This window comes from Vagococcus sp. QWL-13 (genome assembly GCF_058683555.1).
This window is the reverse complement of the sequence record NZ_CM178746.1, coordinates 46,138-70,470: the sequence shown is the minus strand read 5'-3', so window position 1 is coordinate 70,470 and position 24,333 is coordinate 46,138. Positions and strand designations below refer to the sequence as shown.

Here is a 24,333-nt window from a genome sequence, read left to right as displayed (position 1 = left end):
TTTGGCTGTTCATTAACCCTGAAAAAAATCAACATCAAACTTTCGGCGATTAATGACTAGTTCATTCTCAAAAAAAAAGACACCAACTCAACAAAAGTTAGTGTCAAAATAATCAGCGGCTAAACAAGCTGCCGGTGATATTGAATTTTTTCCTGATGTACCAGCGTACCAGAAACGCTCCGCCCCCGACAATCACGTAGATGACCGGATCAAGAATAGGGTTGAGTTGGAGAGGAATAAAGACTGTTCCCATAAATACAACCATCCACCCCAGTGTAATCCCTGCCATCAGCAACATTGATTTTATTATGCCCGGTTTTTTAGCGTTAGCATCTGCTGTGCCATTGGAATGATAGACATACTTGCCGATCAAATAGAACGCTGCTCCACCGGAAAAGGAACCCATAATCAATGTAGTTATCCCATATTGCTGAGCACCATCCGTTTTGCTGATCAACGGCATCACACCTGAAATCAGCCCTAGAAAACCTAATAACATTAGGGAATTATCTAACCATAATTCTTTGAAATGCATTTTTTTTGCAGGTTCAGGTGCCGCCAAGATATACTCTGTTCTTTCCGATACCGTTCCAAATAGTTGTCTTGCTGTTTGTCCAGTTCTTTGCCCTTCTACCAACAAGGGCAGCATCTCAGCTAAAGCAGCAACTTTTTTCTCTTCTGTTAAATTTGCCAGATTAAGTGCTTTTTTCAAATCAAAAATATACTGTTGATTTTTTTTGGTCAGCTGTTCTTCTAACTCTCGATTTTGCTTCACAAGTTCTCTTAATTCTTGTGTCTCCAAAGAAATCCCTCCACAAATGACAGACTTGTATTTTCATACCGGATAAAACTATTATACATTAAATCGGAACAACATGATATCGCCGTCTTGAACGACGTATTCTTTTCCTTCTAAACGCACGCGACCAGCCTCTTTCGCTGCCAGCATATTGCCGTATTTTTTTAAATCTTCGAAAGAAACGGTCTCGGCACGGATAAACCCTTTTTCAAAATCAGTATGGATAATGCCGGCACACTGGGGCGCCTTCATTCCTTTTTTAAATGTCCATGCCCGGACTTCTTGTTCGCCGGCGGTAAAATAGGTTGCATAGCCTAACAAATCATAAGACGCACGAATCAGCTGATCCAGACCAGATTCTTCAATGCCCAAGGCTTCTAAAAATTCGCCCCGGTCTTCAGTATCCAACTCGGCAATTTCTTCTTCTGCGCTGGCACAGACGATGATCACTTTCGCTTTTTCTGATGCTGCAATTTCTTTGACCACTTGCACATGCTGATTGCTGTCCGGGTCGGAAACATCTTCTTCTGCAACATTAGCCACATATAAAACCGGTTTGGAAGTTAGTAAAAACATTCCTTTTACAATCGGCGCTTCATCATCCGTCCATTCCAGGGAGCGGACCGGACTGCCGGACTCCAGTGCCGGTTTGATTTTTTCCAAAACGGCCAACTCAGCCACAGCTTCTTTGTCCTTCGTTTTTGCTACCTTTGCCACCCGGCTGTAACGCTTCTCTACTGATTCCAGATCGGCCAGGACTAATTCTAAATTGATGGTTTCTATATCTGATCGAGGATCAACTTGTCCATCAACATGAGTGATGTTTTCATCATCGAAACAACGCACCACATGACAAATGGCATCCACCTGACGGATGTGACTTAAAAACTGATTGCCCAGTCCTTCGCCCTTGCTTGCTCCTTTAACAATTCCTGCAATATCAGTAAATTCAAACGTGGCCGGAACGGTCTTTTTAGGCTTGACTAATTTTGTCAGCTCTTCTAAACGGCCGTCTGGGACTTCCACCATCCCCACATTCGGATCGATTGTGGCAAAAGGATAATTGGCAGCTTCCACTCCTGCTTTTGTTATCGCATTAAAAAGAGTCGATTTTCCAACGTTCGGCAAACCAACTATTCCAGCGGTTAATGACATAAAACTTCACTCTTTCATCTTTAATTTGGCAAGATAAAAGGAGAGTCACGGCTCTCCCTTTCCTCTTATAGGTCCGATATCCTTGATTTTTTTTAAAAATCTAACAGATCATTTTTCTTCTTTTTTTACTAACACACGCTTCATCTTTTTTTCAAATTCACGGCGGGGCATCATCACTATATGCCGGCATTTTTCACAGCGGATTTTGATATCCATGCCCATACGGATGATTTCCCAACTGTTTGTCTGACAAGCATGAGGTTTTTTCATTTCTACGATATCCCCTAAACCGTACATACAGCTTTCCTCCCTCGTTTATTCATCAAAGGATATTTCTAAAATATCCAAAATCCTTGTCAAATCGTCTTTTGACAAGTATTCAATCTCGATTTTTCCCTTGCCGCCTTTTTCCTGAATGTTGACTGATGTGCCAAACTTGTCCATCAGACGTTCTTCACTTTCGGAAATATAATACGGCTTGATAACTTTTCTAGTAATCACCGTCTTGGTCTTGGGTTTACCGTCGTCACTGTTTAAATCATTGACTAGTTTTTCCAATTGCCGGACTGTCAAATGCTCGTCCATGACTTTATTTGCAATCGGAACGATTTGACGTTCATCTTTTAATCCTAACAATGTACGGGCGATACCCATGGAAATTTTCTCGTCTTGCAATAACTCTTTAACGGCTTCCGGCAGGGAAAGCAAGCGAAGATAGTTGGCAATGTAAGGCCGACTTTTCCCTAATTTTTCTGCCAGGTCCGACTGGGTCAAATCTAAATTGGTCATCAGCATCTCGTAGGCTTCTGCTTCTTCCAAAGCGTTTAAGTCTTCTCTTTGCAAGTTTTCCAACACAGCTATTTGCATCATCGCTGCTTCATCAAATTCACGGACGATCGCCGGAATCGTTTCTTTCTTTGCTATTTTGGACGCCCTGAATCTTCTCTCTCCAGCAATTATCTCGTAGCCTTTCACATCAGACTTACGAACGATGATAGGCTGAAAGACGCCTGACTGTTCAATGGAGCTGGCAAGTTCCTTCAACCCTTCTTCATCAAAGGTTTTACGAGGCTGATAAGGATTGGGGCGCAACTCTGAAAGCTTGATTTCTACAATCTGCTCTTTTTGCACATCTACTTCTTCAAAATTAGAAAAGTCCTGAAATAAAGCATCTATTCCCCGACCTAAACCTTTACTGTTTTTACTCATGAGCTAACACTTCCTTTGCTAAGGCAAGATACGTTTCAGCACCACGGGAACGAAGGTCATAGTCGATGATAGGCAATCCATGACTAGGAGCTTCAGATAATCTGACATTTCTTGGGATAATAGTATCATATACTCGTTCTCTAAAATATTTACGAACTTCTTCCACTACTTCTGAACCCAAATTTGTACGTGCATCATACATTGTCAGCAGTACCCCTTCGATTCGCAAGTCTGGATTGAAATGTTTTTGAACTAACCTGATCGTGTTCAACAACTGACTTAACCCCTCTAGGGCATAGTACTCGCACTGGACAGGAATCAAAATCGAATCACTCACAGTAAAGGCATTAATCGTCAAATGTCCTAGAGATGGTGGACAGTCTATCAAAATATAATCGTACTCTTCACGAATATCCTTCAAGGCTGTTTTTAACCGAGATTCTCTGGCCATCATCGGAGTAAGCTCAATTTCTGCTCCTGCCAACTGGATGGTTGCAGGCACAACATCTAGATTGTCTCTAGTTGTCGGATGGACGACATTTTCAACAGGTTCTTCATTTACCAAAACATCGTAAATATCCTTGCTGACATCAGATTTTCTGATACCCATCCCGCTCGTTGCATTTCCTTGAGCATCTATATCTATAATCAGCACTCTCTTACCATAATATGCAAGACATGCACCCAGATTTACTGTTGTTGTTGTTTTCCCAACGCCACCTTTTTGATTAGCCACTGAGATAATCCGTGCCATAGTCTTTCCTCCGATTCTTCTCACACTTAATTTATCTTTTCCGCCTCTACGTCAACGTTCCTATTATAGCATAAGTTTTTCAATATTTCTTTATAATCCTTCATTAAACTAGGGGCTGTTTGTTAGGCGTTCCCGGCTTTCTAGGATACTTCTTCGGTGTCTCTTTTTTCTTTTGAATCACCACTAGATTACGTGTATCTTCTGCCCCGGGAAGCACCACTTCGATTTCCTCGATAAATTTCCCCCCAAGTAAACTAAGGGCTTTACGTGCCTCCGTGATTTCCTCTTCACTCTTCATCGCTTTCAAAGCGACAAAATATCCCTCTTTCTTTACCAGAGGCAGACATAATTCCGCCAGTACATTCAGTCGGGCAACGGCTCGGGCAGTGACCAGATCGAAAGACTCGCGAAATTCTTTGTTTTTTCCAAAAGTTTCCGCGCGGTCATGGTATAAAAACACATCAGATAAATTCAGTTTCTCCACAAGTTCTGCCAGAAATTTTATCCGTTTATTTAAAGAGTCCACAATCGTCACCTTTAATTCGGGGAAAGCAATTTTTAACGGAATGCTGGGAAATCCTGCTCCTGCACCCACATCGCAAAGACTCAGCTTTTCATGAAAAGCCTCCTTGGCAGAAACCAGCATCAGCGAATCAAAAAAATGTTTTAAATACACTTCTTGTTTTTCGGTAATAGCCGTCAGGTTGATTTTTTTATTCCAATCCACTAGCAAATCAAAATAAAGTTCGTATTGCCGCATTTGCTCGTCAGTCAAAGCAATGCCGTAATCTTTCAGTTTTCTTTGAAACTCTTCAGGTGTCATAGTAATCCTCTTTCGCTAGTTATTTTGTCTTAACTTTATCTTATCCTTACGCCAAGTTCAATAGTAGAGACAGAATATCTTTCATTCATTTTCAGTTAAATTGTGAGATTGTTATTTTATAGGTATCATAACAAAATTTTAAAAAAATGTTAGTTATTTGCATTTCTCGGAAGAAAAATTTTAGTTTTTAAAGTATGCAATACAAAAATCAGCAAATCAAATAAAACTGCACAAACTCTCCATTAAAAGAGTCCATGCAGTTTCAGATAGTGCCTTTCTCTTTAGTAAAACACTTGCCAGCCTAGTTTCAAAATGCCGCCACGATATAATTGATACCAGTAATCATGAAATAAAAACCAACTAAAAAAGCTAAAGTAAAGGCGGAAACCAAAGGATTAAACATCAATACAAATCCTAAAATAATTCCTATTATATTTGCAGCTACTGTAAACCAATAAAATGGTTTGCTGATTAGTTTAAAAACTTTTGCTACAGACAATTCTCCCACAGAATCTGCAATGAACCACACCGCAAAAAAATAAGGAAGCAAAGAGACACTAACACCAATATTGAATAATAAAAGTACCCCCATAATCAAATCCAAAACACCAAGGACAATCAAAATTTTTGATTTATATCCAATGTAAGTCTTCATTTTGTTCCTGATGATCAGTTCAAAAATCCCCTTTGATATTGCGGTCACACCAAACACCACTACTACTGCAATCAAGCTTCCTTCCGGATTACCAAAAGACATCAACGAAACAAGGATAAATAGAATGCCGATGATCAAGTAACCCCAATTAAAGTCATTTTCTCTCCCCATCATTCTCAGCTCCTTCTTCTTATACCTCTATTCTATCTCTTTTAAGACTTTTTGTTAAAAAATAGCTTTTATAAATTATAATTGTCCCTATAATAATACTATTTACTATCTTTGTATTCCTCCTGCAAGTAAATAATTTCAAATAAACGATCACTAAGCTCCGGTTCTAATTTATTCAGTATGGACATTTTTTTAGTAAATGATGTTTCTTCATTTAGTTCTGTCCACAACTGATTTTTAAGATTGTATTCTATTTCGGCTCTATCAAGACATTCAAATAACCATTCACTATGGAGTGGAGAAACAGCCATATCCCTATTGAATGCGATTTCTTGCTCCCTATTTTCCAATAGAATATCATCTTCATTCATATGATGGAAACAGATACGGTGTTGACGATTCTTTGGAAAAATTTCAGTGTCTCCTGAAATACTCAATTTTATTTTGTGTTTTTCCCAATTCAAATCGATACGAGTCTTTGCCCGTTTATCCTCAGCATCTTCTATTAATTCAAAAGTATTTGATGCTCCAGGGAAAATATGCCAATCAATTGTTTCAGGTAAATCTGTCCCTGTTAAATTTGGCTGAGAATCCAAAGGCAAAATTCCACCTTCTTTTACAAAAACAGGCATATCTTCTGTTTTTCTGTATACATTAATCTGAGTCTGTCCTGCATACTTTGCATTTGTGAAGAAATCATACCATGTCCCTTCTGGTAACCATACATCGACTTTTGCTGTTTTGAATACCGTGTTTGTTTTTTCTGTAATGGGAGCAATCATTAATTCTGTACCAAAAAAATATTGATTTGATACATGGTAGCTACTTTCTTCCATAGGATAATGATAATACATAGGTGTTATTAATGGGATTCCTTCTTCGTGAGTTTTTACATTCATAGTATACAAATATGGCAGTAACTCATGTCGTAGATGCAAAAAACGTTTCATTATATCACAAGTTTTACTAGAATATCGCCATGGTTCTTTTCCACTAAACAAACTCGATGAGCTATGGAGACGATTAATAGGGCTGAATACACCAAATTGAACCCATCGTAAAGCTAACTCTTCATCATGATACCCATTCATATGTCCACCAATATCATGACTCCACCAAGTATAGCCGATATTTGAAGCTGTACTAGTAAAATACGGTTGGAAAGCCAAGGAGTCCCAAGTAATAATAGTATCTCCTGAGAAACCAACTGGATAGCGGTGACTTCCAGGTCCGGCGTATCGGGATAAAATAATATCATTCTCATTTTTTCTAGAAATATCTTGATAATGGTAATAATTTAATAACCACAAAGGGTCTATCTCAGACATTTTCCCTTTAATCCCCTGCTGCCAATCAATCCACCAAAAATCAACACCCTGCTTCTCCAGCTCATGGTGCACATCTTTGAAATACGCTTCGCGAAATACAGGATTGGAAATATCAAACAAAGCCGGTTGCTCCAGTTCTTGATTTAATCCCATTCGTTTTGCAACTTTTGGATATACTTCTTCAAAAGCCCGTATTCCATCAGCGGGATGAACATTTAAGGTAACCTTTAATCCTTTTTCATGTAATTTTTTCATAAATCGTTCTGGTGATGGAAAAAGATTTTTATTCCAAGTATAGCCTGTCCAACTACTTCCGAAACGTGGAGGGATATCAGTAAGATGCCAATCCATATCAATCACACTAACGGATAAAGGAACACCTTCTTTTTCGAATCGCTCCACTAATTCTAGGTAGGATTTTTCCGAGTATTTCCAAAACCGGCTCCACCAATTTCCTAAGGCGTAGCGAGGTAACAGTGGTGTTTTACCTGTCAAATGATAAAAATCCTTTAGGGCACCAAAGTAATCTCTGCCATGACCAAAAAAGTATAAGTCGATTTCTTCATCTGGGCGTAAAGTCGGATGCCCTTTCTCCAATAAAAAGCTTTCTGAATCATCTAATACAGCAAACCCGTTTTTGCTGATAATGCCTTCCTCTAATTCGATTGCCCCATTAATGTAGTCTAATGTTTGTCTCGTTCCTTTTAAAGTCTCATATTTTTCTCCATAGTACCAACGGTTACCGTAGGCAGAAAAGTTGTTCCGTGTATCAATAAAAAGATTTTTAGGAGAGAACTCCCCTTTTTTATAATGTACATGAACTGCATCTGTAATAATTTCCAATTGCTCATCATCTTCAATTACTTCAAAAACTGGAGGAGCAAATTGACGGTTTTGAACTATTTTAGTTTTTCCGTCTTCAAAATATCCGTTTTCTGAATACTCAAGTCTAATTAATTGATTGGTTAAAACAGTGATACGGTATTTTTGTCCTTGAAACACATTTTTCATATATATATTCAACCCTTTATTATTTTTATAATTTAATAATTTGGAAAAGAATAAGGCTCTTTAAAAGGGTCTCTTATTCGTTATTTTAATTTTAAAACTGATTTTCTGCTAATCAAGCATCCTCCTAACAGGATTTTTTTATGATTAATTTCATGATTGTCAGTGAGTTTTATCAGTTGTTCGAAAGCTAGTTTTCCTTTATTTCTTTGATCTAATCGAATAGTAGTTAATGGCGGGTCCATTAACTCAGCAAAGGGCATATCATCAAAACTAATAACAGAGAGGGAATCCACTGAAAAAGATTTTCTTTTTTTCAAAAATTTGACTAGTTTTGCTGCGAGAAAGTCTCCCGTAACAACAATAGCTGAAAAACTTGCGAGATTTTGATATATTTTTTTAAATTCGTAATCATTATATACATGTCTTTTATCTAATATTAGATTGTTTTTCTCTAAAGTATCTCTATAACCTTTATAACGTTCTTCAATAACGCTTGGTACATCCGGTGAAAATTTATAAGAGAGAAAAGCAATGTTTGAGTGCCCGTAATCAATCAAATGTTCTACAGCTAAAACACTCGTCCCATAGTCATCCGTGTTGATAAACATACGATTCTCTTGCTCTTGAATGCTTTCTAAAGTTGCTGTCGACAAATGGATATCAATATAAACGACTGGACAATCAAATACTTTATTAATATCTAAAAATTCTTTTGCACTTACTCCAACAACAATAAAACCATCAAAAAGCCAATTTTTTTGAATCATTTTGACGTCTTCAGCAGAATTAATATTGTGTATAAGAATAAAATACCCGTTCTTTTTTGCTTCCACCTCTATTCCTGAGAGAATTTCAGTTATAAATGGATCAGAAAAAGATATATCAGGCTCTTCAGAATAGTAAAGTAAACCAATTAATTGAGAAGAAGATTGCACCAATGAACGAGCATTCATATTGGGTGTATAGTTATATTTTTCAATAATATTCTCTATCAAAACAACTTTTTCTTTAGACACTCTATTAAATCTTTTATTAATCACATTTGAAACAGTGGTTAGGCTTACTCCTGCTTCATCAGCAATTTGCTTTATGGTCACTTTCATTAATCCTCATCCCTCCGTCCATCTATCTAATCATCTATTCCCAAGTATACCATCACATCAGATAGTTTTTGAGAAAATTATTTTCCAGAACCACTTGAGATCCCTGCGATAAATTGTTTTTGAAAAACTAAATAAACAATAATCACTGGGATAATGGAAATAGACGTTGCCGCAAATAAACCACCGTAGTCTGTTCCATATTGGCCATTGAAAAGACGCAATCCTACTGAGAGCAATTGTTTTTTTTCATCGTTAATCATCAAAAATGGCCATAAGAAATCTTCCCAGCTCCACAGAAATTGAAAAATTGCCAGACTAGATATGGTGTTACGGGACATAGGTAAAATAATCCGATGAAATATATAGAAGTCAGAAGCACCATCTACTCTCGCGGCTTCCATCATTTCATCTGAAATTTGTGAAATTGACTGACGGAACATAAATATACCAAACCCGCTGACTATAGCTGGAATTATCAGTGATTTATAAGTATCTAACCAATTGAAACTTACCATCATTTCATATCTAGGAATAATAGTCACGGCCCATGGGAGCATCATTGAACTTAAAACGGCACCGAACAGGAAACCTCTTCCACGAAACTTGAATTTAGCAAAGACAAAACCGATTAATGCACTGGAATAAACTGTCAATGCTGTCACAAGTACGGAAATAAATAGACTATTGAAAAACATGCGTAGAAATCCAAAACGTTCTTGAATGTTGGAATAATTAGAAACTATAGAAGGTGTGGGGAAAAAACCTCCACCGATTTTTACTATCTCACTATTTGGAGCAAAAGATGAAACTAACATCCAAATAAAGGGAATGATAGTGATGAACGCTATCCCCAGTAAAATAATATTGAAAATAATCGTTTTTATTCGTTGTAAATTCATTATGCTAGTCCCTCACTTTTTCCAGTTATTTTGAACATAACAGCTGTCAATATAGCAATGATGACAAACAAGATAATAGCCATAGCTGAAGCTGTCCCAAAATTATACTTCACAAATGCTTCATCAAAAATCAAATATGAAATGACATAAGTTGAAGTCCCTGGTCCGCCTTCAGTCATAATAAGTATTTGAACATATGCTTGAAGATAAGTAATCAATGAGGTGATAGTTACGAATAAAGTTGTAGGTTTTAATAATGGCCAAGTGATATGTATGAACCGTTGCCACTTTGAAGCACCATCAATGTCAGCTGCTTCAAAAACTTCATTCGGCAATCCCATTAAGCCGCCTAAAAAAATTACTGTTGCATATCCAAAGTCTTTCCAAATTGTCATGATAATAATTGCCGGCAAAGCCCAAGAGGAGTCTTTCAACCAATTAATATCTAAATTAAAAACTTTATTAATTAAACCAAATTGAGGATTATACAACCACATCCAGACAAAAGAAACTGCCACTAAAGGAGTGATTGTAGGCATATAAAATAACCCTTGAAAAAATGATTTGAAACGAGCTAATTTTGAATTCAAAAGCATTGCTAATGCTAAACCAATAATAATCCTAAATACTACTGAAAAAAAAGAGAAAATAAGTGTATTAGTAATCGAATCCCAAAATAAATTATTAGTTAGTACGCTTTTAAAATTTTTAATTCCCACAAAATCATATTGACCGATTAAAGGATTCCAGTCATGTAAACTGCCTGCAAAAGCTTTATAAATAGGATAGATGGTAAATACCCCAAAATAAACGACTAAAAATATGAGTGTGACATTGCGCAAACTAAAAAACTTTGATTGTTTTAATGATTTTCCGTCCATTATTGAGACCTCCTTTATATAAAAAACTGACAAAAATTTTGTCAGTTTTTATATTTTATTTTATTTCATTTCATCAAAAAATTTATATTTATTTTCGAGAGATACGAAGTCAGAATCGCTCATATCTTTTTCCATTCTAGTTTGAGCCTCTTTTACTGCAACTTCTAAATCTACTCCATTATAAAGTATGTCTTCCATTGCTTGTTTTGCTGAGGTTTCAACAGTAGATGGAAACGAGCCAGGCCAAATTAAACGTTCTACACGAGGCGCGATAACACTTAAAACAGGATCTTCTAAAATTTCAGGACTGTCGGACACCGATTTTTTAGTTGGAAAAGATGCCATTGCCAGCCCTATTTGGATTGAGTATTCATCATTTGCTAATAAGTAGCGAATGAAATCTTGGGCGACAGCACGTTGCTCTTCAGTCTGATTTTTATTAATGCCTGGTGTACTTTCCCCATTAAAACGATCATAGGCAAAAGGAACATCTTCTGTTGGTGTAGGAGTTGCAAATACACCGTAATTGATGTCAGGATACTTGTTTTCCATTTCAGCAGCCATCCAACCCCATTTATAAACCATTGCTGATTGTCCATTGCCAAAACTCATTGTAGAATCATCACCAAAATCTTTTGAGCCTACTTGATCCTTTTCATAGAGGTCAACAAAGAATTGCCCATTATCAATGGTCACTTGATTATCATAGTTTACTTTTGTTCCGTCCTCAGTAAATAACAACTCACCTTTTTGATAGTTTAATCCTTGATAAAGTGCACTATAAGTCTCACCATTAAAGTTAAAGCCTGCTTGGGTAATCTTTCCATTTTCTGTTTTAGTTAATTTTTTTGCAACTTCCCTAAATTGATCCCATGTCTTTGGAATATCTTTATCGGTCAAACTTGCTTCTTCCCACAGATCCTTATTGTAATAAATATTTCCGGTATTAATTACACTATCTGTATAATAAATTTTCTCGTCAATAATATGAGGATCAACTGATTCGAAATCTGCTTGTAAATCTGCCACAGAAATATCATAAGCTTCCAAATAAGGCATAATTAAATCATGTTGAGAGTTGTGAATATTAAATACTGCCGGACCATTTTTTCCTTGTAAAGATAAAGGAAGCTTTGTCCAAAAATCATCCCAAGGTTGAATCACCGTTTTTATCTTTACATTCGGATAAATTTTTTCATATGCTTGTGCCATTTTACTTGTAACGTCATTGTCGACCCAAGTCCAATATTCAATTTCAATTGGTTCTCCCTCATTCACCAGCTTATTTGGATTGAATGTTACCGTATCCCCTAAAATTTCTAGACCTTTTTCTGCTTTTTCATCCTTAGCACCTGCGTCTGCATTTTTTCCAGAAGAACAAGCAGTGAGGCTTCCGATTAGAAATATGGAAAATAAAGTGCTTAATATTCTTTTTTTCATGGAAAACATCCTTTCAAATTTTTATTTTTATTTTTAAGTTTAACGTTAAACCTCCTTTTCTCGGGTTTAGTTTAACGCTAAACCTAAAATAAGTCAAGCGTTTTCACGTGAAATTTTAAATTTTTATGAAATCTATCTGTCTTATGGTTCATTAACCTATTCAAAATATGATAATAGATACTCTTAGTTCGTTGAACTGTTTTTTCAATATCAATTCTCTTTTTTGCTTTATTTTGTCTCATTAGTCAAATTTAAAAAACGACTGATAGAGTGTCAGCCGTTTTTTATCATCTTTTTGTGAATTACTTTTACAAAAACTGATAGCTCTTGTGCGCCCGTCCTAGTCCCTGGGCTTTGTAAATCCACGAACCTCCGCCGCCTTCCCCATCATTAGAACAAATCAAAACTTCCGATGTTCCGGGAATCAGCATCGGATGAGTGGAACGAAGCATATGATGTTCCAAACGTTCCGGCAATAAAATCTGATGGACTGGATAACCTGATGGATTAAAAACCAGCACCCGTCCCTGCATGTACATCGCCACATAAAGATTGCCGGCATCATCAATACAACAAGAATCCGGCCCTTCCAGTCCCGTAAAATGGTAAGGAACACTGCTGCCAAAAGCAGGAATCGTCACCCCTCCTTCTTCCAACAACCAGTAATGCAGACGATTGCTGCTCATTTCAGTTACCCACAAAGCATCCTGCTCAGGTGTCAAAGCCACCCCATTAGGGACAGCCAAATTCCCCATGACTTTCGTCACATTCTGATAGTCAGGAGAAACATAATACACACCTCCTGTGGGTTCACAGGAATAGCCTTTAAAATCAGTAAAATAAAAGCCGCCTTTTTTATCAAAAACCAAATCGTCAATGACGAAATGCTGGTCCTTTCCGATAATAATTTCCTGTTCTTTGCCATCAGGAGACAGCGCGATTACAGAGCCGGAATCTTTGAAATTCCCTAGACAAGCAACAAACAACCGCCCGTCCCGGTGGATCTTAATAGCTGCCGGATTCTCACCTGGCAACTCAGCAATCGTTATGAGTTTTTTCTCTGGCAGCTCCAGTTTGAAAATCTTCCCGCCAAAAACTTCTACAAAATACAAATCACCTTTCCGGTCAAAACACAATCCCTCTAGTTGAAGTTGTGCTTCTGAAACACAAAACCAAGGTTCGGCAAGTTGTGCCGGCAAATTTTTTTCTGACACAGGCAATTGACCCGTTTTTAACCATTTTTCAAGCGTATTGGATGCTTTATTCATTGTATCGGCCCCTTAGTTAGTTGATAATTTTTTTCTTCGACTTCTCTTCTAGCTCCTATAGTATAACAAAGAAAGAAAGCGTTTTTCATAGTCTTAAAGAAAGCTTAAACTTTCAACAAATCAATTTGAAAACATTAAATGTTTAATCAAAAAAATAAAATATGGGTTTTATTTCACATTTTTCTGCAACTAGGGAATTATTTAATGTTACAGCCAAAAAAACAGCCAGAACTTCTGGCTGTTTCATCTAAAGGACTAACAATATTTTTTTCTTCTTTTAAACTTCAAAAAACCGCCGATCAGTAACAGATTAATAAGCTGTGAGAAAAGTACGAGAACAAAAGGATTCATCAATAAGTTTTTCATAATACACCCACTCCTCACATAAGAAAACCACACTTTACTGTCAAACAGAACACATCACCTGTGCTTTACTTTATTATAGCGATCGACTGTAAACTTATGCTTAACTTTATGTAAAAAGAATGTAAATGTGAGCATTATTAAATTTCATACTTATTTTCTGCAAATACTGCTTTATAGATTACGGAAGGGTTCAATGACGTCATCAATTTTTCTGTTAGTTTCTTCGTCAATTGTCCAATTCAGACTTCCCAGATTCTCCTCTAATTGTTCAACAGAGGATACTCCCGCAATAATGCTCGTCACTTCCGGTTGTTGTCTCAACCAGTTCAGGCTCAACTGTACCAAAGGTTTTCCCATACTGCGGGCAATATTATCAAGCTTTTTAGCAGCTTCCAAGTATTGATGATATTTTATATCGTCACTAAGTTTCGGATTTCCTACTCGTTCATCTTTATTAGAATAATATCTGCCCTCATTAAAAAATCTGCCTGCTAATAATCCTTGAAATAATGGAAGATAAGGGAAAAACGCTTGACCGTATTTTCTGACTATCGGAAAAATTTCCTTTTCCGTCCGATACTCAAGGGTGTGATTTCGATAATCCAAAGTATTTCTCTCCAGCATATTAAATAAAGACTGCTGACTATTGATGTCAATTAACCTCATCATTTTTTCAGCATCCTGAGCTGAAAAATTACTAAGTCCCAAGTATCGCACCTTTCCGGATTTTTTTAAGATATCCAAAGCCTCTGCCGTTTCCTCAAGAGGCGTTTGAGGGTCCGGCCAGTGAAGATGAATCAAATCGATATAGTCTGTTTCTAATCTCTTTAAACTGCGATCAACTTCCCATAAAATACTTTCTTTCGTCAAGTTGTAGGCAGCTTTTCCATCAGAATCATTCCATACTCTTCCGACTTTTGTGGCAAGAAATGCTTTGTCCCATTTTTCTTTAAGAGCCTTTCCAACTATTTTTTCTGATACACCATTGCCATACAAAGGGGCTGTATCAATCATGTTGACACCCGCATCTAAAGCATAGTGAATTGTTCTGATAAACGCTTTTTCATCCCAGTTATCCCAGACTCCGCCAAATCTCCAAGTGCCTATCCCAATGACTGAAAGTTTTTCTGGAATTTGTTTAGTTTCTTTATAAAACATCTATCCTCTCCATCCTTTCATGATTTTTTCACATATTTTCTATAATGTATCATATCTAGTCCCTTTATTAAAATAAGTTCTCTTCGACTAAGTTTTTAAACAAAATTTAGTCGAAGAGAACTTTTTATCTTTCATTTATTTAAAATAGCTGCTACAAATAATCTTTTCTGAGGGTATCGTCAGTCAAGCTTGTTAAATATTTTGGTGCAACATCAAAAATCGTCTGGGCACCGTAAACTTTTTCGCCAGCCAACCTGACACATGCTCTGGCATAAGCAACGATTACACTGGCTGTAAATTCCGGATTACTCTGCAAATCCAATGAAAAATCATACACTTGCTTCATTCCTTCCGAAGTTTCACCGACTCTCAGCACTTTCCCGCCATGGGGCATCCCCTGTTTGTGTTCCGAATCCAACTCCGTCTGAGAAATAAAATGTACCGTGGTATCATAGTCAGCAAAATAATTGGGCATCGTGATGATTTCATTTTTTACTTTGTCTTGATCTGCAACTTCTTCAAGAACCACAAAACATTCACGAATATGTTTATCCCTTGTTGTCAATTCCAAGTTTTCTCCGGCTTTCAACCGTTCGATAATTTCTTCATTCGGAATGGTATATTGTATCCCATCTGCCACACCTGAAACTCGTCGCAAAGCATCTGAATGTCCTTGGCTGACACCTTTCCCCCAAAACGTCAGTGTTTCTCCTTGAGGCAAAATACTTTCTGCCAGCAAACGATTCAAACTAAACAAGCCTGGGTCCCAACCAACAGAAATAATCGACGTCTTTTGATTTTTTTTGGCAACTTTATCCACCGCCGCAAAATGTTCTGGAATTTTAGCATGGGTATCAAAACTATCCACTGTATTGAACCATTGTGTCAATTCGGGTGTCTGTTCCGGCAAATCTGTGGCAGAACCGCCACAAAGGATACAAACATCAATATCCTCTTTTTTGTCCAACAACTCAGCCATCTGGAACACTGGACTTCCTTCTGATGAGACTGTCTCCGGTTTTCTTCTGGTAAAAATTCCTATCAAGGACATATCGGGATTTTTTTTAATCGCCTTCTCCACACCCCGTCCTAAATTGCCGTAACCTACTATTGCTACTCGTATCATTGGTCTCATCTCTTTTCATTTATTAATTATTAACCTTATCCATGTTTATCTCATATGAAAATTTTACACTTTTTTCATTTATTTGGCTAGTTTGTGATATAACAAGTTTTATCACCTCATAATTTTTTAGCAATTCATTTTAGTTAAGTGGAAATAGGGGATTTTCTTATTTTTTCATTTTAAAAAAAATTGATTAATTTTCAAAATAAAATCTTCCGGTAAAATAACTAACATATTTTTCATCATCAAAAAAGAGGTCATTTCTGACCTCTTCTAAACACTGGTATATCAACGTTTCATTCACTTGTGGTCTGATACTTTCCCTGTTCCAGATAGACCATCAAAATACTGATGTCTGCCGGATTAACCCCGCTGATACGGCTAGCCTGAGCGATCGTCGTCGGCTGTATTTTTATCAGCTTCTGCCGAGCTTCCGTGGCTAAACTGTCAATCGCTTTATAGTCGATATTATCCGGAATCTTTTTAGCTTCCATCCGTTTTAATTTATCCACCTTATCCATGGCTTTTTTGATATAACCTTCGTACTTGATTTGTATTTCAATTTGCTCAATGACCCGGCGATCAAGCTTCTCAGGTGCTTCTTCAAAAAACGGCAAAATTTCTAAATAAGACATTTCGGGACGTTTTAATAAATCTGATACCAAAATACCGTCTTTTAGTAAAGCAGAGTTCTTGCTTGCCAAAAAGTCTTGCAGCTCCGGCGTTGGTTTCAAACGTGTCTTTTTGATACGTTTAAGCTCCCCTTCTACCAAACTTTTTTTAGTCATATATCTCTGATATTGTTCCTCAGAAACCAATCCAATATCGTAACCTTTTTCTGTCAAACGGAAATCAGCATTATCATGCCGTAAAATCAAACGATATTCCGCTCGCGAAGTCAATAGACGATATGGTTCATTGGTTCCTTTAGTGACTAAATCATCGATCATCACACCAATATATCCGTCACTGCGTTTTAAAACAAAGGGCTCTTTCCCTTCAATTTTCAACACAGCATTGATTCCTGCAATTAATCCCTGTCCGGCAGCTTCTTCATAGCCGCTGGTGCCATTCGTTTGTCCGGCAGTAAAAAGATTTTCGATTTTTTTTGTTTCTAATGTAGGCCAAAGCTGATGGGGAACGACCACATCGTATTCGATTGCGTACCCGCTGCGCATCAATTCCGCCTTCTCTAATCCCGGAATAGTGTGAAGCATCCTGTGCTGGACGTCCTCCGGCAAAGAAGTAGACAGTCCTTGAACATATATTTCTTCCGTATCTTTTCCTTCAGGTTCTAAAAAAATCTGATGACGGGGTTTGTCACTAAAGCGGACAACCTTATCCTCGATGGACGGACAGTAACGTGCCCCAACCCCTTCAACGATACCGGTAAACATCGGTGCCCGGTGCAGGTTTTCCCGGATGACTTCATGGGTTTTACCATTAGAATAAGTCAGCCAGCAAGACCATTGTTCCTTTTTGTAATCTTCATCTGCTGTGGCAAAACTAAAATGATTAGGTTCCATATCTCCTGGCTGCTCCTCCGTAACACTGTAATCAATCGAACCTGAGCGAATTCTTGGAGGTGTGCCCGTTTTGAAACGATCAAGGTCCAATCCCAAGGATTTCAAATTTTCCGAAAGTTTCAAAGAAGGCTGAGAATTATTCGGTCCCGAGGAATACTTTAATTCACCAATAATGATTTCCCCCCGCAAAGCTGTTCCTGCAGTGATGATTACAGCTTTTGCATGGTATTCGGCGCCAGTGGAAGTGACCACGCCCCGGCACACTCCATCCTCTACAATTAACTCGTCCACCATCCCTTGGCGCAGCATCAAATTCTCTTGCTGTTCCAAGGTATGTTTCATACTTTCTGAATAATCGTTCTTATCTGCTTGAGCTCTCAAAGCGCGGACGGCAGGTCCCTTTCCGGTATTCAGCATCCGCATTTGAATGTAAGTTTTGTCGATATTGCGGCCCATCTCGCCCCCTAAAGCATCGATTTCCCTGACTACTACACCTTTTGCGGGACCGCCTAGAGACGGATTACAAGGCATGAACGCAACCATGTCTAAATTAATCGTCAGTAATAATGTCCGATGACCCATTCTCGCTGAAGCCAGAGCCGCTTCTGAGCCGGCATGTCCTGCGCCTACAACGATGATGTCATATTCTTCTGCAAAATATCTTTCCATCCATGTCTTCCTTCCTATTTACCTAAACAAAATTGACTAAATAATTGGGTGATCAATTCGTCTTGGACACTTTCTCCAATAATTTCCCCGAGCAAATCCCATGCCCGTGTCATGTCGATCTGCACCAAATCTACCGGCATTTCCTGTTCGATACCTAAAACAACTTCGTCAAGTGCCCCTTCGGCTTCTTCCAGTAACCCGATATGACGGACATTAGACACATAGGTGCCGTCCTGTTCCCCAAGTTTTCCGCCGAAAAACAATGTAACAATGCGTTCTTCTAATTCATCTACCCCTGAGCTGTCCAAGACAGAAATCTCCAGCACATCTTTTTCTGCCACATACTGATATAAAACTGATTTGTCTAATTGATTGAGCAAATCCATTTTGTTTAAAATAACAATGCGCTTTAGTTCTTCTGTGCTTTGGAGCAGTTGGATATCTTCATCACTTAACGGCTGCCCCTGATCTAACAATAATAAAATAAAGTCTGCTTCTTTCAGAGCTTTCAGACTGCGCTCCACTCCGATTTTTTCCACGATATCCTCTGTTTCTCTGATACCGGCTGTATCAATCAGTTTCAAAGGAACCCCTCTCACATTGACATACTCTTCAATCACATCTCGAGTGGTTCCAGCAATGTCAGTGACGATGGCTTTATCTTCTTTCAATAAATAATTAAGTAAACTCGATTTTCCCACATTGGGCCGTCCGATGATTGCCGTTGCCAAACCTTCTCTTAATATTTTTCCTTGCTTGGCTGTGTGCAATAAATGACCTACTTGATTTTTGACTGTCAAAGCTTTTTCTTTTAGCATCTGTGAGGTCATTTCCTCTACATCATCATATTCAGGATAGTCGATATTCACTTCTACTTGAGCTAACGTTTCTAAAATTTCCTGTCTCAAATTTTTAATCAACTGTGATAAGTTGCCGTCCAGCTGAGTCAGTGCAATATGCATGGCTTTATCTGTTTTCGCACGAATCAAATCCATGACTGCTTCCGCTTGAGACAAATCGATACGCCCGTTCAAAAATGCCCGCTTGGTAAATTCTCCCGGTTCCGCCAAACGCGCCCCTTCCCTTAGGAGCAGCTGCAATAATTGATTGGTGACCACCATGCCCCCATGACAATTGATTTCCACGATATTTTCTCTGGTGAACGTACGGGGAGCCAATAACACAGTGACCATGACTTCATCAAGCATTTGCTGGTTTTTAGGGTCCTTGATATGGCCATAATGAATCGTATGACTTGCAGCTGTGTTTAAACTACTTTTTCCGCTAAAAATTTTATCTGCAATTTCAACAGCTTCTTGCCCGCTTAAACGGACAATACTGATTGCCCCTTCTCCCGGCGGCGTGGAAATCGCTGCAATGGTATCAAATTCTTTGGTTATATTCACTTTGTTTTTCCGCCCTTCCCGTTGGATTTTTCTACAAAAAAAAGTGCCCACTCCACCCCACACTTTCTTTAGGGTGAATCAGCACTTTGACTGCTCAATTCAACGTTATTACCTTTAAGTCATTATGATCATACATTATTTTTAGAGCGATGGCAACTAAAAAAAAGAACCCCTCACTGTTCCAGTGATAAAGAGTTCTTCTTTTATCATCGTATTTCTACTTTGATAAGAATGATTACCATAGAAAATATACGCTAGTTTGTACCTGCTTGTCAACCATATTTCACATTAAAAAACATCTTTTTGAGGTTCCACAACCAGATATCGATAAGGTTCTTCCCCTTCTGAATGGGTTTTAACATAAGGATGGTCCGTTAAAATTCCATGAATGATTTTTCTCTCAAAAGCTGGCATTGGTTCCAAAGAAACGGCTCTGCCTGTCTCTTCCACTCGCCGGGCAGTTTTTCTTGCCAGTTTTTCCATGGTCGCTTGACGTCGCTCGCGGTAATCTCCCACATTGACAACCACAGACATACGTTCGCGGGAAACTCTGTGAACAAAAACTTGGGACAGATACTGCATGGCATTCAATACTCTGCCGTGTTTTCCGATTAGCATCCCGGCTTTTTTACTTTCCAGATGGAAGACGATCAAATCTTTTTCCCTGGCAACTTTCACCATCGCTGGTGCTCCCAGTTCTCGCGTTATATCAGTCAAATACAAGGCAAGTTCTGTAATCGTCTGGTCTTCGGATAGATTTTCAAGCACTTTGACACTCTGCTCTTTGCCGCTCTTTTTCTCAGGTGCTTTTTCAGCGACAGTTGTATCTTCCTGTACCTTTACTTCTTCTGTCTCTGATTTCTCCTCTATAGGTATCAATTCAACTAAAGCTTCCCTCTTGCCAAAACCTAGAAATCCTTTTTTTTCTTCTTCGATAATTTTAATGTCAACTGATTCTCTCGTTAAACCTAACGATTTCAAGCCAGTCTCAATGGCTTCTGTTACTGTTGCTCCTTTAAATTGTGACAAAAAATGACCTCCTTTGAATCATTTAATTTTTACAATGTAAAAACTTTATTTTTTTAGACGTTTTTTCTTAGGATTTTTAGCTTTTTGCAAGGCTCTGGCCAGCTCTCTTTTCTTTCGCTCTTCTTCTTCCTGTTCCCGGCGGGCTTTGAAAGGATTGTTGATCAGCAATGTCTGAATCACTTGGAAACCATTTGAGACTACCCAGTAAAGAGACAAACCACTTGCAAGAGATACCCCCATCCCAAAGATCATCAGAGGCATGAAATAGTTCATGATCGTCATACTAGTATTGCTTTCCGCTTGAGACATGGTGGTCAACTTGGTGCTGGCAAAAGTGAAAATAGCAGCCAAAATCGGCAAAATCAATGTCTTATCGGGAGTCCCCAGCTCTACCCACATAAATTGACCTCTAGTCAATTCAGGCGAACGGGAAATCGCTTGCCAGACTGCCATCATGATTGGCATCTGAATCAGCAAAGGTAAACATCCGGCAAACATATTGACTCCATGTTCATCATAAAGTTTTTGCTGTTCCTCTTGAAGTTTACGTTGAGTTTCCGGATCCTTCGAAGCATATTTTTCTTGTAACTTTTTAATCTCCGGTTGGATTTTTTGTGTTTTCTTGGTTGACTGGGTCTGATAATGCATCAACGGCAGTAAAATAATCCTTACAATAACCGTAAATAAAATGATACCGATCCCTTTATTTCCTCCAAAAGAAAGAAAATCAATGACACGGGCAAAATTGTAAACGATATATCTTTCCCAAATTCCTGAACTTTGCGCACTGACTTCTCCCGTACCGCAAGCGGTTAAAAATACAACCAGACCGACCATTCCTAAAGACAATAATAATTTTTTCTTGTTTTTTGATTTCTTCACTTCTGCTACCTCGCGTTCTATCGTTTAATGACACTCGCCAAACTTAAGACATGATGAATGTTTTTTTTTACTTCTTCATAAGATAATGAAATGATGGCTGGACGGGCAATCAAAATCAAGTCGTAATCACTATCGATTTCATTTTTCATTTCAGTCAAAGCCAAACGTAAAAGGCGTTTGACCCTGTTTCTTTCCACAGCATTTCCGACTTTTTTCCCTACTGACAGCCCCACTCTAAAAAAAGTGCCTTCTCTTTTTTTTATATAAACGACCAAATGTTTATTAGCAAAAGACCGTCGTTCATTCATGATTTCTCTAAATTCAGTTTCTTTTTTTATCCGGTATTTCTTTTTCATACAGATTTCCTTTCATCTGCAGCGTAACAAATTTTACACTCTTCCATGATAGCATAAAAGCAGGTAAAAAAACTAAAAATCCGCAGATATAAATAAAAAAACCACTGAATAAGTTCAGCGGTTTATCCCGCATTCAGCTGCGCTGTCTGCCACTCATTTTAGTGGGAAATAAAGCGCCTCAAAATGCCCGATTAGTTCAACTAGATTCAGTAAGGGATAAAAAATATACCACTGAATAAGTCTTACTTTATGCAGATAATACTTTTCTTCCCTTGCGACGTCTGCTTGCTAACACTCGACGACCATTTTTTGTGCTCATGCGTTTGCGGAATCCATGGACTCTTTTATGTTTACGTTTGCTTGGTTGATAGGTTCTTTTCATCCCGAGCCACCTCCTTGACTTTTTATGTATCTACTCTCTAAATTAACTAGACAGACCTTAATATTATACGAATTTATCGAAAATATGTCAACTTTTTATCTGATACTTTTAAATTTTACTGTTCAATCTATCCACAAAAGTTGTGGATAATTTTTATTTTTTGTGGAAAACTATTTTTCAGCCATTTAACTCTCCACAGGATTTTCAGAGGTTTACGCACAGATTCAAGGTTGTTAACATTTTTTTCCACAGGGATGAATTCTATGTGTAAAAGTCATAAAAAGATTGTTAAATCAGCTTTTCTTTTCCACAACCTTTTGTTATTATTGGGAAATTTTCTTGAAAATAATCACAGCAGCACTCTCTTGTGGAAAACCTTCGATTTAATTTGTTCATTTCTTTTACACAATTATCGACACCAGTGGAAAACTTTTTTTTTTAATGCTAAAATAAGAAAGACATTCTATGAGTGAGGAGGAAATGAAACATGCCAAATATCGAATATATTTGGAAAGAGTTGGAAGACAGTTACCGAAAAATTTTAACTACCCCCAGCTTCAATGCTTGGATCGAACAAGCTTCACCTATTAGCTTAGTTGATAATTTACTGACCATTGAAGTTCCTTCTGCCTTACACAAAGAATACTGGGAAAAAAATTTGTCTATCAAAATCGTGGAAACGGGTTTTCAATTAACAGGAGAAGAAATCACCCCTGTGTTCATCATTCAAAATAATCAGCCGGTCGCTGAAGAACCGAAGATTGAAGAACACACCATTTTGTCTGAACAGGCCAGACAAAACAGCAGAAAAGCTTTTTTGAATTCTAAGTATACCTTTGATACTTTTGTAATCGGTAAAGGAAACCAAATGGCACATGCTGCTGCTTTAGTGGTAGCAGAAGATCCTGGGGGCACCTACAATCCATTATTTTTCTACGGCGGTGTTGGTCTAGGTAAAACTCACCTGATGCATGCTATCGGTCATCAGATGCTGCTGAATTATCCTGATGCCAAGGTGAAATATGTCAGCAGTGAAACATTTGCCAATGACTTTATCAACTCTATTCAAAATCGAACATCTGAAGAATTCCGTCAAGCTTACCGGAATGTAGACTTGCTGTTAGTTGACGACATACAGTTTTTTGCAGAAAAAGAAGGAACTCAAGAAGAATTTTTCCATACCTTTAATGCTCTTTACCATGATGGTAGACAAATTGTATTGACTAGCGATCGGCTGCCTAATGAGATTCCTAAATTACAAGAGCGTCTGGTCTCCAGATTTGCCTGGGGATTGTCGGTAGACATCACTCCGCCAGATTTAGAAACTCGGATCGCTATTTTAAGAAAAAAAGCTGATGCAGAACGTCTTGAAATTCCGGACGACACCTTAAGTTATATCGCCGGCCAAATCGATTCTAATATTCGGGAGCTTGAAGGTGCCCTTGTGCGTGTCCAAGCCTACGCAACTATGAATGGTCAAGATATTACCACCAGTCTTGCGGCTGATTCGCTGAAAACATTGCGTCCAATTATTCAAAAAAATCAGCTGTCGATTTTAGCCATTCAAGAAAAAGTCTGCGAATATTATCATATTGAACTGAAAGACTTAAAAGGCAAACGTCGAGTCAAATCCATTGTACTACCAAGGCAAATTGCCATGTATTTGTCTAGGGAATTAACCGATAACTCTCTGCCTAAAATAGGTGCAGAGTTTGGCGGCAAAGACCATACCACGGTGATACATTCCCATGAAAAAATCGAAAAATTACTAACATCCGACAGTAATCTGGAAAAAGAAGTGGATGACATCAAAGGGATGCTTTTAATTTAGCCTGTGAATAAGTATTGAAAAAACGGAAAGTTGTCCACAAGTTTTGCACAAGTGGATAACTCTTGATGCCTTTATCCCGCAGCAGGTTTTCCACAGAATACACAGG

At 38.0% G+C, this 24,333-nt stretch carries 22 protein-coding genes; 1 reads left to right on the top strand and 21 read right to left on the bottom strand.

Annotation, left to right across the window (positions count from 1 at the left end):
- Positions 1-112 precede the first annotated feature (112 nt).
- The 21 genes from AC4PHI_RS00330 to rpmH form a co-directional block, all read right to left on the bottom strand.
- On the bottom strand, positions 113-802 hold the full coding sequence (locus AC4PHI_RS00330; protein WP_492200367.1) for a DUF1129 domain-containing protein: 690 nt from the start codon (positions 800-802) through the stop codon (positions 113-115).
- A gap of 51 nt (positions 803-853) precedes the next feature.
- Positions 854-1,954, bottom strand: coding sequence for a redox-regulated ATPase YchF (gene ychF, locus AC4PHI_RS00325; RefSeq protein WP_492200366.1), 1,101 nt, complete (start codon positions 1,952-1,954; stop codon positions 854-856).
- Between the two features lie 108 nt (positions 1,955-2,062).
- Positions 2,063-2,251 (bottom strand): DUF951 domain-containing protein, encoded by a 189-nt coding sequence (locus tag AC4PHI_RS00320; protein WP_492200365.1) that lies wholly within the window; start codon positions 2,249-2,251, stop codon positions 2,063-2,065.
- An 18-nt stretch (positions 2,252-2,269) separates the two neighbouring features.
- Positions 2,270-3,163, bottom strand: a complete 894-nt coding sequence (locus AC4PHI_RS00315) for a ParB/RepB/Spo0J family partition protein (RefSeq protein ID WP_492200364.1) — start codon at positions 3,161-3,163, stop codon at positions 2,270-2,272.
- Entirely contained in the window at positions 3,156-3,917 is a 762-nt protein-coding gene (locus AC4PHI_RS00310; RefSeq protein WP_492200363.1) for a ParA family protein, read from the bottom strand. The genes AC4PHI_RS00315 and AC4PHI_RS00310 overlap by 8 nt, the downstream gene beginning before the upstream one ends.
- Before the next feature lie 103 nt (positions 3,918-4,020).
- The gene (gene rsmG, locus AC4PHI_RS00305) at positions 4,021-4,740 is read right to left on the bottom strand and encodes a 16S rRNA (guanine(527)-N(7))-methyltransferase RsmG (protein WP_492200362.1); all 720 of its coding nucleotides are present in this window, start codon (positions 4,738-4,740) and stop codon (positions 4,021-4,023) included.
- A 307-nt stretch (positions 4,741-5,047) separates the two neighbouring features.
- Positions 5,048-5,566 (bottom strand): HdeD family acid-resistance protein, encoded by a 519-nt coding sequence (locus tag AC4PHI_RS00300; RefSeq protein WP_492200361.1) that lies wholly within the window; start codon positions 5,564-5,566, stop codon positions 5,048-5,050.
- A gap of 98 nt (positions 5,567-5,664) precedes the next feature.
- Positions 5,665-7,905, bottom strand: coding sequence for a glycoside hydrolase family 31 protein (locus AC4PHI_RS00295; RefSeq protein ID WP_492200360.1), 2,241 nt, complete (start codon positions 7,903-7,905; stop codon positions 5,665-5,667).
- Between the two features lie 80 nt (positions 7,906-7,985).
- Positions 7,986-9,008 (bottom strand): LacI family DNA-binding transcriptional regulator, encoded by a 1,023-nt coding sequence (locus AC4PHI_RS00290; protein WP_492200359.1) that lies wholly within the window; start codon positions 9,006-9,008, stop codon positions 7,986-7,988.
- A 77-nt stretch (positions 9,009-9,085) separates the two neighbouring features.
- Positions 9,086-9,907 carry a carbohydrate ABC transporter permease gene (locus AC4PHI_RS00285; RefSeq protein ID WP_492200358.1) on the bottom strand — a complete coding sequence of 274 codons (822 nt, stop codon included), beginning with the start codon at positions 9,905-9,907 and terminating at the stop codon, positions 9,086-9,088.
- Positions 9,907-10,788 carry a carbohydrate ABC transporter permease gene (locus AC4PHI_RS00280; protein ID WP_492200357.1) on the bottom strand — a complete coding sequence of 294 codons (882 nt, stop codon included), beginning with the start codon at positions 10,786-10,788 and terminating at the stop codon, positions 9,907-9,909. The genes AC4PHI_RS00285 and AC4PHI_RS00280 overlap by 1 nt, the downstream gene beginning before the upstream one ends.
- Before the next feature lie 60 nt (positions 10,789-10,848).
- Positions 10,849-12,228, bottom strand: coding sequence for an extracellular solute-binding protein (locus AC4PHI_RS00275; RefSeq protein ID WP_492200356.1), 1,380 nt, complete (start codon positions 12,226-12,228; stop codon positions 10,849-10,851).
- 308 nt (positions 12,229-12,536) lie between these two features.
- Positions 12,537-13,496 (bottom strand): SMP-30/gluconolactonase/LRE family protein, encoded by a 960-nt coding sequence (locus tag AC4PHI_RS00270; protein ID WP_492200355.1) that lies wholly within the window; start codon positions 13,494-13,496, stop codon positions 12,537-12,539.
- Positions 13,497-14,033: 537 nt separating this feature from the next.
- Complete coding sequence (locus tag AC4PHI_RS00265) at positions 14,034-15,020, bottom strand: aldo/keto reductase (RefSeq protein ID WP_492200354.1); 987 nt, start codon at positions 15,018-15,020, stop codon at positions 14,034-14,036.
- A gap of 151 nt (positions 15,021-15,171) precedes the next feature.
- Positions 15,172-16,146, bottom strand: coding sequence for a diaminopimelate dehydrogenase (locus AC4PHI_RS00260; RefSeq protein ID WP_492200353.1), 975 nt, complete (start codon positions 16,144-16,146; stop codon positions 15,172-15,174).
- Positions 16,147-16,442: 296 nt separating this feature from the next.
- Positions 16,443-18,341 (bottom strand): tRNA uridine-5-carboxymethylaminomethyl(34) synthesis enzyme MnmG, encoded by a 1,899-nt coding sequence (gene mnmG / locus AC4PHI_RS00255; RefSeq protein ID WP_492200352.1) that lies wholly within the window; start codon positions 18,339-18,341, stop codon positions 16,443-16,445.
- Between the two features lie 14 nt (positions 18,342-18,355).
- Positions 18,356-19,747, bottom strand: a complete 1,392-nt coding sequence (mnmE, locus tag AC4PHI_RS00250; RefSeq protein WP_492200351.1) for a tRNA uridine-5-carboxymethylaminomethyl(34) synthesis GTPase MnmE — start codon at positions 19,745-19,747, stop codon at positions 18,356-18,358.
- A 288-nt stretch (positions 19,748-20,035) separates the two neighbouring features.
- On the bottom strand, positions 20,036-20,776 hold the full coding sequence (gene jag, locus AC4PHI_RS00245) for an RNA-binding cell elongation regulator Jag/EloR (protein WP_492200350.1): 741 nt from the start codon (positions 20,774-20,776) through the stop codon (positions 20,036-20,038).
- Between the two features lie 45 nt (positions 20,777-20,821).
- Entirely contained in the window at positions 20,822-21,613 is a 792-nt protein-coding gene (locus AC4PHI_RS00240) for a YidC/Oxa1 family membrane protein insertase (RefSeq protein ID WP_492201612.1), read from the bottom strand.
- A gap of 62 nt (positions 21,614-21,675) precedes the next feature.
- A complete protein-coding gene (gene rnpA / locus AC4PHI_RS00235) occupies positions 21,676-22,014 on the bottom strand; it encodes a ribonuclease P protein component (RefSeq protein ID WP_492200349.1) in 339 nt (112 codons plus the stop codon).
- Positions 22,015-22,261: 247 nt separating this feature from the next.
- Positions 22,262-22,396: a 50S ribosomal protein L34 gene (gene rpmH, locus AC4PHI_RS00230; protein ID WP_126808899.1), complete on the bottom strand. Its 135-nt coding sequence runs from the start codon at positions 22,394-22,396 to the stop codon at positions 22,262-22,264.
- Between the two features lie 487 nt (positions 22,397-22,883).
- On the opposite strand from rpmH, the gene dnaA reads away from it, so the two are divergent.
- Positions 22,884-24,227 carry a chromosomal replication initiator protein DnaA gene (gene dnaA / locus AC4PHI_RS00225; protein ID WP_492200348.1) on the top strand — a complete coding sequence of 448 codons (1,344 nt, stop codon included), beginning with the start codon at positions 22,884-22,886 and terminating at the stop codon, positions 24,225-24,227.
- Positions 24,228-24,333 lie beyond the last annotated feature (106 nt).

Bases quoted from the DNA above. Each gene is read 5' to 3' on its own strand.
- ychF (WP_492200366.1), bottom strand. From the start codon at position 1,954: ATGTCATTAACCGCTGGAATAGTTGGTTTGCCGAACGTTGGAAAATCG.
- AC4PHI_RS00320 (WP_492200365.1), bottom strand. From the start codon at position 2,251: ATGTACGGTTTAGGGGATATCGTAGAAATGAAAAAACCTCATGCTTGT.
- AC4PHI_RS00315 (WP_492200364.1), bottom strand. From the start codon at position 3,163: ATGAGTAAAAACAGTAAAGGTTTAGGTCGGGGAATAGATGCTTTATTT.
- AC4PHI_RS00310 (WP_492200363.1), bottom strand. From the start codon at position 3,917: ATGGCACGGATTATCTCAGTGGCTAATCAAAAAGGTGGCGTTGGGAAA.
- rsmG (WP_492200362.1), bottom strand. From the start codon at position 4,740: ATGACACCTGAAGAGTTTCAAAGAAAACTGAAAGATTACGGCATTGCT.
- AC4PHI_RS00300 (WP_492200361.1), bottom strand. From the start codon at position 5,566: ATGGGGAGAGAAAATGACTTTAATTGGGGTTACTTGATCATCGGCATT.
- AC4PHI_RS00295 (WP_492200360.1), bottom strand. From the start codon at position 7,905: ATGAAAAATGTGTTTCAAGGACAAAAATACCGTATCACTGTTTTAACC.
- AC4PHI_RS00290 (WP_492200359.1), bottom strand. From the start codon at position 9,008: ATGAAAGTGACCATAAAGCAAATTGCTGATGAAGCAGGAGTAAGCCTA.
- AC4PHI_RS00285 (WP_492200358.1), bottom strand. From the start codon at position 9,907: ATGAATTTACAACGAATAAAAACGATTATTTTCAATATTATTTTACTG.
- AC4PHI_RS00280 (WP_492200357.1), bottom strand. From the start codon at position 10,788: ATGGACGGAAAATCATTAAAACAATCAAAGTTTTTTAGTTTGCGCAAT.
- AC4PHI_RS00275 (WP_492200356.1), bottom strand. From the start codon at position 12,228: ATGAAAAAAAGAATATTAAGCACTTTATTTTCCATATTTCTAATCGGA.
- AC4PHI_RS00270 (WP_492200355.1), bottom strand. From the start codon at position 13,496: ATGAATAAAGCATCCAATACGCTTGAAAAATGGTTAAAAACGGGTCAA.
- AC4PHI_RS00265 (WP_492200354.1), bottom strand. From the start codon at position 15,020: ATGTTTTATAAAGAAACTAAACAAATTCCAGAAAAACTTTCAGTCATT.
- AC4PHI_RS00260 (WP_492200353.1), bottom strand. From the start codon at position 16,146: ATGATACGAGTAGCAATAGTAGGTTACGGCAATTTAGGACGGGGTGTG.
- mnmG (WP_492200352.1), bottom strand. From the start codon at position 18,341: ATGGAAAGATATTTTGCAGAAGAATATGACATCATCGTTGTAGGCGCA.
- AC4PHI_RS00240 (WP_492201612.1), bottom strand. From the start codon at position 21,613: ATGGTCGGTCTGGTTGTATTTTTAACCGCTTGCGGTACGGGAGAAGTC.
- rnpA (WP_492200349.1), bottom strand. From the start codon at position 22,014: ATGAAAAAGAAATACCGGATAAAAAAAGAAACTGAATTTAGAGAAATC.
- rpmH (WP_126808899.1), bottom strand. From the start codon at position 22,396: ATGAAAAGAACCTATCAACCAAGCAAACGTAAACATAAAAGAGTCCAT.
- dnaA (WP_492200348.1), top strand. From the start codon at position 22,884: ATGCCAAATATCGAATATATTTGGAAAGAGTTGGAAGACAGTTACCGA.